The 15,569-nt window shown below is 69.5% G+C and carries 6 protein-coding genes and 1 pseudogene; 4 read left to right on the top strand and 3 right to left on the bottom strand.

Annotated elements, in window-relative coordinates; translation table 11 throughout:
• Positions 1-4: 4 nt before the first annotated feature.
• Positions 5-6,112: an amino acid adenylation domain-containing protein gene (locus ACWDSJ_RS23555; protein WP_450034266.1), complete on the top strand. Its 6,108-nt coding sequence runs from the start codon at positions 5-7 to the stop codon at positions 6,110-6,112.
• Complete coding sequence (locus ACWDSJ_RS23550; protein ID WP_450034265.1) at positions 6,102-7,631, top strand: serine hydrolase domain-containing protein; 1,530 nt, start codon at positions 6,102-6,104, stop codon at positions 7,629-7,631. Before ACWDSJ_RS23555 ends, ACWDSJ_RS23550 begins: the two co-directional genes overlap by 11 nt.
• A 69-nt stretch (positions 7,632-7,700) precedes the next feature.
• Here the strand turns inward: ACWDSJ_RS23550 and ACWDSJ_RS23545 are convergent.
• The 3 genes and pseudogenes from ACWDSJ_RS23545 to ACWDSJ_RS23535 all read right to left on the bottom strand — a co-directional run.
• Positions 7,701-7,843: pseudogene (locus tag ACWDSJ_RS23545) on the bottom strand (ribonuclease E/G); the annotation flags it as partial.
• A 451-nt stretch (positions 7,844-8,294) separates the two neighbouring features.
• Positions 8,295-13,451 (bottom strand): amino acid adenylation domain-containing protein, encoded by a 5,157-nt coding sequence (locus tag ACWDSJ_RS23540; protein ID WP_450034264.1) that lies wholly within the window; start codon positions 13,449-13,451, stop codon positions 8,295-8,297.
• Positions 13,448-13,660 (bottom strand): MbtH family protein, encoded by a 213-nt coding sequence (locus ACWDSJ_RS23535; RefSeq protein ID WP_450034262.1) that lies wholly within the window; start codon positions 13,658-13,660, stop codon positions 13,448-13,450. The genes ACWDSJ_RS23540 and ACWDSJ_RS23535 overlap by 4 nt, the downstream gene beginning before the upstream one ends.
• A gap of 403 nt (positions 13,661-14,063) precedes the next feature.
• On the opposite strand from ACWDSJ_RS23535, the gene ACWDSJ_RS23530 reads away from it, so the two are divergent.
• Both ACWDSJ_RS23530 and ACWDSJ_RS23525 read left to right on the top strand, forming a co-directional pair.
• Complete coding sequence (locus ACWDSJ_RS23530) at positions 14,064-14,333, top strand: phosphopantetheine-binding protein (protein ID WP_450034261.1); 270 nt, start codon at positions 14,064-14,066, stop codon at positions 14,331-14,333.
• Positions 14,330-15,559: a cytochrome P450 family protein gene (locus ACWDSJ_RS23525; protein WP_450034259.1), complete on the top strand. Its 1,230-nt coding sequence runs from the start codon at positions 14,330-14,332 to the stop codon at positions 15,557-15,559. The genes ACWDSJ_RS23530 and ACWDSJ_RS23525 overlap by 4 nt, the downstream gene beginning before the upstream one ends.
• The last annotated feature ends 10 nt before the right edge of the window (positions 15,560-15,569 follow it).

Raw genomic sequence — 15,569 nt, 5'->3', positions numbered from 1 at the left:
TCCGATGACCCTGTCTCCCGAGGCCGCCGCCGCGCGGCGCACCCTGTTGCTGGCCCGATTGCGCGAACGGGCGGGCATCGCCGCACCGGGCGCGATTTCGCGCGCCGACCGCACCGCACCTATACCGATGTCGTATGCGCAGCAACGGTTGTGGGTGCTCGACCGGCTGCTGCCGCGCAAGGAGGTCTACAACGCGCCGATGGCCTACCGCATCCGCGGCCGCCTCGACATCGACGCGGTGCGGCACGCGTTCACCCTGCTCGTCGCCCGGCACGAGATCCTGCGGACCACCCTGGGCATGGCGGGGGCCGAGCCGGTGCAGGTGATCGGCGCGCCGACCCCGTTCCCGCTCACGATCCACCGGTTCACCGAGGCCGGGAATATGTGGGAGTCGAGCGAGAGCTGGGCGCGCGAGCTGGCGCGCCACGAGGCGCGGCGGCCGTTCGATCTGGAACGGGATGCGCCGCTGCGTGTTTCGGTAGTGGAGCTGGGCGCGGAGGACCACGTGCTGTTGTTGACGATGCATCACATCGTCACCGACAGCTGGTCGCTGTCGATCATCTACCGGGAGGTGCGCGTCGCCTACGACGCCTACCGGCGCGGCATCGAGCCGGAGTTGCCGGAGCCGCCGATCCAGTACGCCGACTTCGCGGCGTGGCAGCGGTCCGCCTCGGCCCGTGAGCAATGGCGGCCCGATCTCGACTACTGGGTCGAGAAGCTCTCCGGCATCCCGCAATTGGTGACGCTGCCGCCCGACCGTCCCCGCCCAGTGGTGCCCCGGTTCGAGGGCGCCGAGCACATGTTCACCGTGCCCGCCGATGTGGCGGCCGGATTGCGGGAGCTCGCCCGCGCCGAGCGGGCGACGCTGTTCATGGTGTTGGTCGCGGCGCTGTCGGTCCAGGTGTCCCGCTATACCGGGGAGGACGACGTGGTGCTGGGTTCACCCGTCGCCGGGCGGGATCGGGTGGAGCTCGAGGCGCTGGTCGGGTTCTTCGTCAACGACATCGTGCTGCGCACGGATCTGAGCGGCGAGCCCACCTTCCGGGAGGCGGTGCGGCGGGCGCGCGATACGGCGCTGGCGGCGTTCGATCATCAGCGCGCACCGTTCGACGTCCTGGTGGACCGGCTGCAACCGACACGTCAGCTGAGCACCCATCCGCTGCACCAGATCAGCTTCCAGGTGGTGTCGCGGTTCAACAACAGCGCACCCGAGCTCGAGCTGGCCGCGGTCGAAGGGGCGGGCGCCGAGGAGGTCTTCAGATTGCCCGGCGTGACCAGCACGCCGTTCCCCACGGGCACCGGCACCAGCAAATTCGACCTGGCGATGGCGATCGCCGACGGGCCCGACGGTTTCGTGGGCCGCGTCGAGTACGCGACCGAGCTGTACGACGCCCCGACCATCGAACGGTTCGCCGACGGCTTCGCGACGCTGCTGCGGGCGGCCGCCCACCGCCCGGACACCCCGATCGCCGCGCTGCCGCTGCTCAGCGCCGACGAGCAACACCGAATCCTGGTGGCCCACAACGATACCGATCGACCCGTCGAACCGATCTGCCTGCACGAGCTGTTCGCCGCCCAGGCCCGCCGCACGCCCGACCACCCGGCGGTGATCGCCACCGATGGATCGCTGACCTACCGCCGCCTCGACGAGCACGCCAACGCCCTCGCCCACCGCCTGCGGGCACTGGGCGCGGGTCCCGAACACATTGTCGCGATCTGCGCGCAACGCTCGGCACCGGCGATCGTCGCCATGATCGGTGTGCTGAAAAGCGGTGCGGCGCTGACCATTCTCGACCCCGCCCAGCCACCGTCCCGCCTGCGCGAACTATTGGACGCCACCGGCGCCCGGGCGTTGATCGCGCTGAGCGACGCCGCGTCCGAGCTGGCGGGCCGGGTGGGTGTGCCGGTGCTCGAACTCGATCGGGAACTGACCGTGCTGGCCGACGGTCCGATCACCGCGCCCGTCACGAATGTCCGCCCGGACAATCTCGCCCACGCCGTCTTCACCTCCGGCTCCACGGGCACGCCCAAGTGCATCGTCACCCCGCACCGCGGTCCGGCCAACCTGTTGGCCTGCGATCAGCACGAGTACCGGCTCGGCGCGGGCGACCGCCTGTTGCAGAAGGCCCCGTTCACCTTCGACGCCTCCATGTGGGAGGTGTTGTGGCCGTTGACATCCGGGGCCACGGTCGTGGTGGCGCCGCCCGGGGATCAGCGCGATCCGAAGGAATTGGCGCGACTGATGCGTGCCGAGCGGGTGACGATCGCGCATTTCGTGCCCGCCATGTTGCGCGCGTTCCTGGCCGAACCGGAGGCCGCCGCCTGCGACGAGCTGCGGATGGTGCACTGCGGCGGCGAGGCGATCACCCCCGATCTGGTGAACCGATTCCACGAGGTGTTCCCGCGAGCGGAGTTGCACAACCAGTACGGCCCGGCGGAGGTGTCCGGGCAGACCAACTTCCATCGGCTCGAACCGGGGCTGGACCGGATTCCGCTGGGACGGCCCACCTGGAACACCCGGCTCTACGTGCTCGACGCCGGATTGCAGCCCGTGCCGACCGGCGTGGTCGGCGAATTGTATGTCGCGGGTGTGCAATTGGCGCGCGGCTATCTCGGCCGGGTGCGGCTGACCGCGGACCGATTCGTCGCCTGCCCATTCGGCCCGGCGGGCGCGCGCATGTATCGCACCGGGGATCTGGTGCGGCAATGGCCCGACGGGAATCTGGAGTTCGTGGGGCGCAGCGATTTCCAGGTCAAGGTGCGCGGCTTCCGGATCGAGCCGGGCGAGATCGAGGCGCAGCTGCGCACCCATCCCGCGGTCCGGGCCGCGGTGGTCGTGGCGCGCGCGGACCACACCGGCACCAAACGCCTGATCGGCTATGTCGCGGCGGGCGACGCCGAGCCACGCGCACTGTCGGAGTCGTTGCGCGGGCACCTGTCCGAGCGGGTGCCGGAGTACATGGTGCCCAGCGTGTTCGTGGTGCTCGACGAGTTGCCGCTCAACGCCAACGGCAAGGTCGATCAGCGGGCCCTGCCCGACCCTCCGGCTCCGCGCGGCGGCGATCGCACACCGCCGCGGACCGCCGCCGAGCGGCTGCTCGCGGAGGTGTGGTGCGCGGTTCTCGGGGTGGCCGAGATCGGTGTGCACGACAATTTCTTCGCGCTCGGTGGTGATTCGCTGCGGGCGATCGAGGTGGCCACCCGCGCCGAACGCGCCGGAGTTCGGCTGTCTCCCAATCAGTTGTTCCGCTATCAGACCGTCGCCGAACTGGCGGCGGGTGCCACCGAGACACCCGCGCTCACCGTCGCCGAACAGGGCGAGCTCACCGGCCCGGTGCCCTTGACGCCGATCCAGGCAGACTTCCTGAATGTCGGTGATCCCGAGACGGATTGGGTCTCCCAATACGTGGTGCTGCGGATTGATGAGGATCTGCCGGACGCGGTCGTCGATACCGCCCTGGATCGGCTGATCGCCCATCACGATCTGCTGCGGGCGCGCTTCGTCCGGTCGGACGGGCAATGGCGGCAAACCATCGCCGCGCACCAGCCGAGCGCCCGCCTCGAAGTTCGCTCCGCCGCAACCGAGTCGGAGGCGATCGAGCGCGCCCACGCACGGTTCGACCTGAGCGGCGGCAGGGTCGTGAACGCAGTGCGGGCGGGCGGAATTCTCGTAGTGGCCGTGCACCACCTGTGCGTCGACGCCGTGTCCTGGCAGGTGCTGCTCGAGGATCTGAACCGCCTGTGCCGTGCCTCGGCTTCGCCGGTGGGCCTGCCCGCCAAGACGTCGTCCTACCGGGACTGGGCGGTAAGGCTACGGGAGTACGCCCGGACCGCCGAGCCTGACGACGACCTTCCCCGCTGGCGCGCGATGCTGGAGGGGCCGGTCGCGCCCCTGCCGCACGACCGCGACGACGCGGTCGCACCGGCTCGGCGCGGTGCCATGCGGATCGTCGAATCCGAGCTGAGTGCCGAGCACACTCGAAGGCTCTCGGCGGCACTGCCGGTCGCCTTCCGGGCCGGACTCGTCGACGCCGTGCTGACCGCGCTGCTGATGGCCCTGCGGGATTGGACGGGCGCGACCCGGCAGGTGATCGATCTCGAGGGCCACGGCCGCGACGCGATGTTCCCGGATCTGGACCTCACCCGTACCGTCGGCTGGTTCACCAGCGTGCATCCTCTCGGCGTCACGCTCGCGGCGGCCGACCCCGCGGACTGCCTCGTCGCGGTGAAGGAAGCGATGCGCGCGCTACCCGACCACCGGGCGGGATTCGGCGTCCTGCGGCACCTGCGACCGACCGATGCGTTCGCCGAGCTGCCGACGCCGCAGGTCCAGCTCAATTACCTGGGCCGCACCGACGCGGCCGGAACCGGGAACGCGGTCGCCGTCCCGATCGGCGCCCCGCTGCGCGCGGCCGCGGCCCCTGACCGGCCGCTCCCCTACCCCTTGGAGGTGGTCGCACAACTGCGGGACGGGCGGCTGCGTTTCGACTTCTGCTACGACAGCACCGCATTCGAGTGCGCGACGATCGAGAAGGTCGGCGCGGCAACGATATCGGCGCTGGAGGCCTTGACCGAGGTCGCCGAACGGCCGGAGTCCGGCCGCCGTATCGCCGCCGACTACCCGCTGTCCGGGTTGTCCACCGCCGAGCTGGCTCGCGAGTTCGGCTCCGGTCGGGGAATCGAGGACGTCTACCCCCTGACCCCGGTGCAGGAGGGCATCCTGTTCCACAGCCTGGTCTCCGGCCCGGCCATGTACACCACCCGAATGTCCTGGGAGATAGGCGAACTCGATCCCGACGCCTTCACCGCCGCCTGGCGGGAGGCGGCGCGACGGCACCCGGTGCTGCGCACGCGATTGTTGTGGGCGACGGTCGATCGTCCGCTTCAGGTCGTGGACGAACGCATCGCACCGGAGGTGACACGGCTGGATTGGTCCACTCATCCCGTCGCAGAGCACGCCGCCCGTCTCGACCGACTGCTCGCGACCGCGCGAACCCGGGGCTTCGATCTCACGGCGGAAGCGGCGCTGCGCATCACCCTGATCCGCCTGACGTCCTCGACGTGGCGAGTCCTCATGGAGTCGCATCACATTCTCCTGGACGGCTGGAGCAGCGCGATGCTCATCGAGGACGTCCTGGCGCTGTACCGGGCGGAACGCGACGGCATCGTCGTGGAACTGCCTGCCCGCCAACGGTTCCGCGACTACGTCGCCTGGCACATCCACCGTCCCACCGGACCCGACCGAGCCTTCTGGACCGGATACCTGTCCGGCTTCACCACGCCGACCCCACTGCCCTTGGCGTCCGTCGCCGACAGCGTTCGCCCCACGGATCGACGCGCGAAGAACGGTCGACCGGACGGCGATCCCGTACACCGGCTGACCCAGGTGCCGCTGCCGGACGGGTTCGGTTCAGCGCTGGACCGATTCGTTCGCGAGGCCCGGCTGACCCGGAACACGGTGTGCCAGGCGGCGTGGGGTCTGGTCCTGAGCGCGTACAGCGGCCACGACGATGTCGTCTTCGGGGCCACCAGCTCGGGCCGTTCCGGGATGCCCGGTATCGAGACGATGATCGGAACCGTCATCAACACCTTGCCGGTGCGGATCCGCCTCGACGGAGACATTCCGATCCGGGAGTGGCTGCGACAGACGCAGCGCGAGCGAGCCCACATGCCCTCGGAGCACACGCCTTTGGGCGAGGTGGCCCGGTACAGCGCCATCCGGCGGGGCACCTCGTTGTTCGACAGTGTCCTGGTGTTCGAGAACTTTCCCGTCGACGACACCGTGCGGACGGCGATGGGTGGACTGACGCCGGAGGCGTTGCGGGCCGACGATTCGAACAACTACCCACTCACCCTCATCGTCGAGGACGGCGAGCGGCCCTGGGCCCAGCTCATGTACGACACCGGTCGATTCACCGAGGCCGCCATCGCTCGGATCGGCCGCGCCTACGCCGCCGCCGTCACCGCGCTCGTCGATCCCGCGGCGCCCGGCCTCGGCGCCGCGGTGGCCGCGATCCGGCTGGCGGGCGAATTCGGTGGCGGTTTCGAGACTTCCGCACCGCCCGCATCGGGCCCGACTCACGAGGAGGTGAACGCGAGTCATGCTCGATGACCTGGCCGACGCGCTCGCCCATATCCTGCCCCAGATCCTCGCCGCCACGGGTGCGCCCGGCGTCGGGGTCGCACTGGCCACGCCGACCGAATTCCGTTCGCTCGCGGCCGGTTACGCGGATCTGGCGGCACGCACGCCCATGACGGCCGACAGCTCGGGCCCTGCGGGCTCGCTCAGCAAGCCGCTCCTGGGTATCGCGCTCATGCAGCTCGCCGAGGCCGGCTGCATCGACGTCGACGCACCGATCAACGACTTCCTGCCCAGCGGATTGCGCCCCCCGGACCCGGAGCCGATCTCCGCGGCCATGCTCGCCTCGCACCAGGGCGGCTATCGAACCGACTTCATCGACGCCACCCTCACCCACCCTGGGCCGTTCGCCGACCACTTCGCGCGACGACTCGCGATAGGCGCCACCCCCGAATACGGCGGCGTGTCACCGCTGCGCGGCACCCCCGGCACCTACGCGTATTCCAGCCTGGGCATGTCCCTGATCGGTTGCGCCGTCGAACATCTCAGCGGAACCCGCTACGACGAGTACGTCGACCGCCATATCCTGCGCCCGCTCGGCATGACCGACTCGGCCCTTCCCGCGGGGAACAGCGCACCCGGACGTTGGGACGAGCTGCGCGCGGGTGCGAACCGGGCCGTCGGATACATGGGCTTCGGCCCCTGGTGCGTCCCCACCCCCGAATTGCACAGCGCCACATACCCCGCTGCCGGGCTGGTCACCTCCCCGGCCGACTACGCCAGGCTGCTCCAATCACTGCTGCGCAGCGCCAAGGGCGACGGCATCCTCTCCCCCACGAGCCTCGCGCAGATGCTGCAACCCCGAATCAGCCGCAGCAGTCCCGTAACCCCCGACACCTGGGCCGGAATCGCCCTGGAACTGGGCAGCCCGCAACGTCTCGGCGAACGCTACTGGTGGGGCCATTCCGCGGCCTACCCCTGGGGCTCGTGGTGGGACGCCCGCGTCTACCCGCATCGCGACCTGATCGTGGTGGCGATGACGAACAAATGGGACATGATGCAGCTGCACAACCCCGCCGACCGCAACGCCGCCGGAATCGTCGCGGGCTGGGCGGGCCGCTGGGCGGTCGAAGGCATCCCCCCGCGCCTGGCCCGCGCCGCCCAACGCTCGAAACTCGCTGGCCCCCAAAACACATCGATCCGCCAGACCTCCGCCCAAACCCCCACTCGCGAAGCATCCGCCTGGATGGGCGCCCTGGCCGCCGAACGCGTCTACGGCACCCTGGGCGTCACCGACCGCTGGGACCAGGCCACCACAGAGGCCATGGCCCGAGCAACCCGTCCCGCCGACGGCTCCACCCCACCCGGCCCCGACGTAGCAGCCTTCACCACAGCCGTAGATCAGATAGCGGCCCTGGCCCCCGACCCCGACTCCCTCCGCGCCCACGCCACGCGTCAAGGCCCCGCCGCCGCCCTGTGGGCCCTCGAATGTGGCAACACCACACCGGAATTCCCCATCCCGGTCGAGTTTCTGGCCGTCCCCCACCCGTGAGGAATCAGTAGCGTGATCCGTAGCGGCGGACATGCCGAACCACCGCCATGAGGATCCGGTTGTGAATTCGCGGGACCCGCGAGGTGCCTCCTCGGCCGCCTCCAGGTTGTCGCGGGGGTGACTGTCTCATCGAGGTTGCTGCCGCCCGCGCCGATGAACTTGCCGGTGTTGACGTCGATGGCCGTCATGGCCTCGGTGCGGTCGATGACCAGGTGCCTGGACGGCTTTGGGATCCGGTAGGGCTCCTTGCTCTCGAGCACGGCGTAAGGGACATCGCAGCGAGGGCGAGCTGGGACAGATGAGAGCGGCGTTGCGCTTCTTGCCCGCAGGTCACCACCGCCTTCCACGGTCGGGCCGAACGCGCCTTCTGAATGTGGTTGCGCCTCAACAGCTATGGCAGCGGAGAGTACGGCTCCGACGCCCGAAGACGTCATCGTGTCCTGATGTGCCGCTGTCGTTGACGCTTCCCGGCCGCGGGCACGAGTCATCCCGGATGGCTTGGTGGGCGGCTTCTTTGGCGGTGACGGTGGAGGCCGCCTATGGACTCGGCGTTGGTAGTTGGAGGGCCGGGTGGGCTGTCGCTGAATGGGCCGTCGAGATACACGGTATCGGCTGCGTCGATTGCGTTGCGGCTCGAGGTACAGAGCAGAACCGCGGGCGTGATCAGGTTTGGAGGGTGGTGTCGGTGGAGGTCAGGGTGCGGAGGTGGGGGGCGTAGAAGGTTACGGCGTGGGGGTGGAGCATGGTGCCGTGGGTGCAGGGGATGGGGTGGGTGGTGATTCGGCCGGTTATGTGGGGTTGCCAGGCTTGGGGGGTCAGGTGGGTGAAGGGGCCGTTCTGGGCTGTGATCACGGTGAGGTCGCCGTTGTAGCGGCGGGGGGTGTGGTGGTGGGCCAGGGCGACGTTGGCGTGGACGTTGTCGAGGATCGTGCGTAGCAGCCACTCCGGGGGGAGGGATTCGGCGGTGCCCTGGCGGGTGGCTAGGGCGAGGATGTCGGTGTAGTCGAGGCGGGTGCCCGGGGGCAGGTCGATGTCCGCGTCGAGGAGGTAACCGTTGAGGACCAGGGCGGCGAGGTCGTCGCCGGAGGTCTCGGTGCGGTGTTCGGGTGGAACCACGTAGGAGTCGAGGAGGGTCAGGGAGGTGACGGTGGCGCCGCGGGACTGGAGGACCACGGCCAGTTCGTGGGCCACCACGCCGCCGAAGGACCAGCCGAGGAGGTGGTAGGCGTTGCCGGGGTGCTCGGCCTGGATCAGGTCGGCGTACCGTTCGGCCATGGCGCGCAACGACTTCGGGCGCGGGTCGTCGGCGTCGGGGACCTGCCGGATGCCGGTCATCGGGCAGTCGAGGTGGGGCGCCAAAGTCCGGTAGGACATCGACATGCCGCCGCCGGGGTGGACGCAGATCAGGGGTGTTCCGGTGCCGCCTCGGATCGTCTCCAACGGGGGGACGCGGGCGGGGCGGGCGTCGCGTTGTACGAGGGCCGCGAGTTCGGCGACCGAGGACGCCTCGAACAGGACGCGGACCGCCAGGTCGGTGCCGAAGGCGTTCTGGACCGCGGCGACCACTCGCATGGCGAGCAGGGAGTTGCCGCCCAGGTCGAAGAAGGAGTCGTCGACGCCGACGCGTTCCAGACCGAGTACGCGAGCGTAGATTCCGGCCAGGACCTCCTCGGCCGGTGTGGAGGGCGGCCGGTAGTCGTCCTGTCCGCGGTAGCTGGGTGCGGGCAGGGCCGCGCGGTCCAGCTTCCCGTTGGCGGTCAACGGGAATTCGTCGAGCACGACTATCGCGGTGGGCACCAAGTACTTCGGGAGGCGTCCGGTCAGGAAGCGGATGGCCTGCGCGGCGAGCAGACTGCGCTCGGGCTTGCTCGCGAGGGGGCGCTCGTCGTCGCCGACGCGGAGCACATCGGTCAAGCGCCGACCGTCGGCCAGTTCACGACGCGCGAAGACGGCTTCGAGGTACCCGGGCCGCGACGACCAGGTGACGGCGGCCGAAAACCCCTCTCTCGCGGCGATGTCGTGCAGATCCTCCGGTAGCAACCGATCGTCGGGGCGCTCCGACAGCGGCGGCAGGATCGCCTCCGCCCCCGCCTTCTCGACCGTCGCGTCCGGTCGACCGGACCAGATCGTCCGGGCCGCGGAGACTTCGTCGATCAGTCCCGCGTGCGGAATGTCGGTCACCCTGAGGAGTTCGGATGTGTCGGCCAAAGTCGACCGCACCGCGCGCGCGTCCTCGAACCGCACGACGGGAGCCGCCGCCAGCGACAGTGGTTTCGACGGCTCGCGCGACAGGACGACGTCGTAGCGGTACCGCGTCAGCTCGTTGACCGCCAGACCGCGCTTCAACTGAACGTCCACGGCGTCGAACCCGGCCACCGTCGTGAAGAAGCGCGGCGACAGCAGCAGCTCGGGTTCGGCGGCGAGGGCACGGGATACGCGCTGCCGCAACGCATCCGGATCGCCGGGGCTACCGTTGGTCATCTCCGTCGCGGTGGTGAATTCGCGCAACAGGTCGAGGCTGCGGATGTCACCGAGAAATACCGCGCCCCCGGGGGTCAGCAGGCGCGCGGCTTGTTCGAGAACCCGGCGCAGATACCGTTCGCCCGGGAAGTACTGGACCACGGAATTCACGATGATGGTGTCGAAATACTCGGCGGGCAGATCATCGAGCCGGTCGGCGGCGCGGTGTTCGAGCCGGACTCGTGATGCCCAGTCCTCGCCTTCGATCTGGGCCCGCAGGCGGGCCACCACGACGGCGGAGAAGTCCGTCGCCCAGTATTCGGCGCTGTCGGGCGCGAGCGGCGCGAGGAGCAGACCGGAGCCGACGCCGATCTCCAGAATCCGCCGCGGCCGCAAGGCCCGGATCCGGGCTACGGTGGCGTCGCGCCATTCCCGCATCTGCGCCACGTCGATCGGCGCTCCGGTGTAGCTGCTGTTCCAGCCGCTGAAGTCGGTACCCAATCGGCCTGCGTGCGAGGGTGTTTCGGCCGACGCGTCGAGGTAGGCGCTCCCGGAGTACAGGTCGTCGTAGACGGTTCGCCACTGCTCGACGAGGTCGCCCTCGTCGGTGGTGGCGTCGGCCGCCGGATCGGCGATCACGTAGCCGACCAACCGCCGGTCCCCCGGGCGATCCGCACGCACGACGACGGCCGCGCGTTCGATTCCGGGATGGGCCAGCAGTGCGGCCTCGACCTCACCCGGTTCGATGCGGTACCCGTTGACCTTCTCCTGTTGGTCCACCCGGCCCGTGTATTCCAGAAGGCCGAGCGGATTCCACCAGACCAGATCTCCGGTCCGGTACAGTCGGCTGCCCGGTGGACCGAAGGGATCGGGCACGAAACGGTCTGCGGTCAGACCACCCCTGTTCACGTACCCGCGCGCTACCCCGGGGCCGCCGATATGCAGTTCGCCGACCACCCCGTCGGGCACCGGGTCGCCGAAGCCGTCGAGTACGTACACACGGGTGTTGGGAATCGGGCGGCCGATGGGGATCGATCGGCACTCCAGCAGCTCGTCGTTCACCGTCGCGGTGCAGCTGAATGTCGTGCATTCGGTGGGGCCGTATCCGTTGATCAATCGCAGCCGGGGATGCGTTCGGCGGGCCTTGGCGATGTGTTCGCGCGACAGGGCTTCGCCGCCGACCAGCAGTTCGCGCAGCCCTGCCAGAACGGCGGGATCGGCGTCGACGATCGAGTTGAACAGTGCCGAGGTCAGCCAGGCGGTGGTTATCTCGTTGCGTGCGAACAGCTCTCGCAGGCCCGCGACCGTGGGAATTCGTTCCCCGGACACGACCAGCCGTCCGCCGTGCAGCAGCGGGCCCCAGATTTCGAAGGTGGTCGCGTCGAAGGTCAACGGTGCCGCGTGCAACATCACCGTGCGGGGGCCGAGGTCCGCGTAATCGGCGTTCCAGACGAGCCGAATGACGGACCGGTGTTCGACGGCGACGCCCTTCGGGGTTCCCGTCGATCCCGAGGTGTACATGACATAGGCCACCGCGTCGGGGTCGGTGTGGTCCGGAAGGGGTTGCGGCGCACCGTCTTCCGTTGTGTCGTCCAGAAGGATCCAGTCGACACCGGTGAGGCCCGGCCGCGCCGCGCGGGTCGAGACGACCGCAGTGACGCCGGTGTCGGCGAGCATGAATTCCAGTCGGGGCAGCGGGTATTCGGGGTCGAGCGGCAGATACCCGGCGCCGGATCGCAGCACGGCGAGGATGGCGACGATCGCCTCGAGACCGCGATCGAGACAGACGCCGACCAACGCCCCGGGACCGATGCCCCGGGCGCGCAGCCGCCGGGCCACGACCTCGGACTCGCGGTCCAGTTCGGCGTAGGTACGGCTGTTCTCGCCGCACACGACGGCCACCGCGTGCGGGGTCCGAGCGGCCTGCGCGCGAAAGAGCGAGGTGAGGGTCGCGTTTTCGGGCAGCGGGGTCGCGGTATCGTTACGGATGATGAGCGCCCGCTGTTCGGCTTCGGAGAGCCGGTTCAGTCGCGACAGGCGGATGTCGGGATCGGCAAGCACCGCGTCGAGCACCCGCAGGTAGCGATCGGCGATGCGCTCAATCGTGCACTGCTCGAACAGATCTCGCGCGTAGACCAGCGCGCCGGTCAGGTGTGAGCCGTGGTCGACGAAATGCAGTTCGAGGTCGAACCGGACGATATCGGTGTCCATCCCGAACGGTTCGGCCTGCGCGCCCGCCAGCCGGAGCTTTTCGCTGGGGGCGCTGAGCAGCTGGAAGATGACCTGCGTCAACGGGTTTCGGGCCAGGTCGCGGTGCGGCGCCAGCTCGTTGACCAGCTGTTCGAACGGCAGATCCTGGTGAGCGTAGGCGCCCAGGGCTACGGAGCGGGTGCGGGCGAGCAGTTGGGTGAAGGTCGGGTCGTCGCCGCAATCGGTGCGGATCACCAGGGTGTTGACGAAGAATCCGATCAGTTCCTCCACCTCGGCGCGCGCACGTCCCGCGATCGGCGTGCCGACGGCGATGTCGTCGGAATCGGTGTCGCGCGCCAGCAGTGCCTGGAAGACCGACAGCAGCGTCATGAACAGCGACACCCGATTGGTCCGGCTCAGCAAGCGCAGTCGCTGGGTCACCTCGGCGGGAACCACGAAATGGTATGCGCCGCCGGCGAAGGTCGGCACGGCGGGACGGGCGTGATCGGTCGGCAGTTCCAATGCCGTCAACCCGGCCAGTTGGTCACGCCAGTAGTCCAGCTGTTCCCGCAGCGCCGCACCGGTCAGCCACTCGTGCTGCCACACCGCGAAATCCGCGTATTGGACGGGCAATTCGGGGAGGTCGGGTGGGGTGCCGGTCCGGCAGGATTCGTACAGGGCGTTCAGGTCGCGTAGCAGGACACCGGTGGACCAGCCGTCGGTCACGATGTGGTGCAGGGTGACCAGCAGGACGTGGTCGTCGGCGGCGAGCCGGACCAGGCACGCTCGCAGCAGCGGGCCCGTGGCCAGGTCGAAGGGGGTCCGTGCCTCTCGCAGCGCGTGTTCGGCCGCGGCAGTGACCGGATCGGGCGCGGCGGCGACGTCCACCACCGGCACGGGCATCGGGCCGGGCGATCCGATCACCTGCCGTGGTGCTCCCGCGTCGTCGGCGATGACGGTGCGCAGCACCTCGTGCCGGGCCACCAATTGTTCGAAGGCCCGCCGCAGTACGTCGGCGTCGACCGGGCCGGAGAGGCGGTAGGACATCGGCACGTTGTAGAACGGGCTGCCCGGCATCAGACGGTCCAGGAACCACAGCCGCTGCTGAGCGAACGACAGCGGCAGCGGCGCCGACCTGTCGACCGGCGTGATCGACTTTCCCGGCGTCATGGGGTGACCCGCTGCCCGGGAACGGCACCGGTGTCGGTGCGGCGAGGCCGAATATCGGTCCACACCGTATCGATGTGGGACAGACATTGGGGGCGGGTGCCGCGTGCGCCCGTCGCCCGCCAGCCGTCCGGCAGTGGGCGGGACGCGGGCCAGACCGAATACTGTCCGACGTCGTTGCGGACCACCAGATACTCGTCGAATCGGCTCATTGCCCGAACCCACCTGTCACCGTGGCACTCCCTTTCGGTCGATGCGAAACGGCCCGCCGGGGCCCGGAATCGATCGTGCGCCAGGCCGCCGTCAAGCTTCCGACACGACGATTGCCCACGTGTTCACGGAAAGCCGAAGGCAGGGGACACATCCGCGCACCGCCGCGGAGCGAGTACGGGAACCGGCTCGAACCCGCGCTCGCGAATCGAGCCGAACGCCGCGCGCCGCCGGGCGAACTCGATCTCGCCGAACCGGATCCGTACTCGCCCCGCATCCGGCGGCTGGGACGCGGATGCGCTCGCGGTTCGCGAGAGAGATTGCGGCACAGCCGCAAACGTGGCATGCCAGGCCGGAGGCCGACAATCGAGACGCGATCACTGTGGCCGAGAACGGAGTTCGACTATGTCCGACCCATCCACCCCATCGGAGTCGACGCCGCCCGCGGACATCATCGCGGAATCCTGGCGGAAAACGCTCGGGGTGGCCGATGTCGGGGACGACGACGACTTCTTCGAACTCGGCGGCGATTCGATCATGGTCACCCGGATCGTGTCGTTCCTGCGCCGCGAATTGGGCGTCGAGGTCGACATGCTGCAGGTCTGGGACACGCCGATCTTCGGTGAATTCCGGGAGGCGGTCGAGCAGTTGCTGTCCCAGGAGACGGTCGGGTGAACGAGCAGACCGTAGCCGGGCGCCGCCCTGTCGAGCTGGACGCCGCATTCCTCGCCGATCCGTATCGGCTCTACGAGCGACTGCGCACCGAGGCGCCGGTCTGTGTCGCGGACATCCCCGGCGGCGAACGTCTCTGGTTGGTGACGCGCTACGACGATGTGCGGGCGGCGCTGACCGACCCGGCGATCGCCAAGGACTCCGACGAGATCATGCGCATCGCCCGCGGGCGCGGCATCATCGACACGATGGGCGAGAGCCTGCGCACCCACATGCTCAACTCCGATCCGCCCGTGCACACCCGGCTGCGGCGGCTGGTCTCGACGGTGTTCACGCCGCGCGCCGTGGAACAGTTGCGCCCCCGCATCACCGAGATCGCGGACGAACTCGTCGCCGGTCTGGTCGGCCGGGACGAGGCCGACCTCCTCGCCGAATTCGCCTACCCGCTGCCGCTGACCGTGATCTGCGAACTGCTCGGCGTCGACACCGCCGACCGGGACGACTTCCGTCGCTGGAGCGCCGCGATCGTCGGCACCACCGGGGGCTTCCGGGAAATGCGCGCCGCCGCCAAAGCCATGCAGGCGTACCTGGTTTCGTCGGTGGCCCGCAAACGCGAACAGCCCACCGATGATCTGCTGGGTCGGCTGGTGCACGCGCGGGATGGTGACGACGCCCTCAGCGAACGCGAGCTGGTGTCGACGGCGTTCCTGCTGCTGTTCGCCGGGCACGAGACCACGGTCAACCTCATCGCCAGCGGCACTCTGGCGCTGCTGCGCAACCCGGACCAGCTCGCCTCGCTGCGCGCCGACCGGACGCTGTTGCCCGCCGCGATCGAGGAGTTCCTCCGCTACGAGAGTCCCGTCAACATCACCTCGACGCGATACACCAAGCAGCCCACGAGGATCGGCGGTGTCGATATCCCCGCGGGCGAATTCGTCGTCGTAGCCCTCACTTCAGCGAACCGCGACCCGGTCCGCTTCCCCGACCCCGACCGGGTCGACATCACTCGCCGACCGACCGGCCACGTCGCCTTCGGCCACGGCATGCACTACTGCCTCGGCGCACCGCTGGCCCGGCTGGAGGCGGAGATCGCCTTCGGCCGTCTCTTGGACACGTTCGACCACCTCGCCTTGGCGGTGGATCCGGATGAGCTCAGCTGGCGGCTCAGTGCCCATATCCGCGGCTTGTCCAGCCTTCCGGTTGCCCTGCGCGCCAACGGCACTCCGTGAGCGAGCACCG

The sequence above is a fragment of the Nocardia sp. NPDC003482 genome, assembly GCF_053588115.1.
This window is presented reverse-complemented; position numbering and strand designations above follow the sequence as displayed.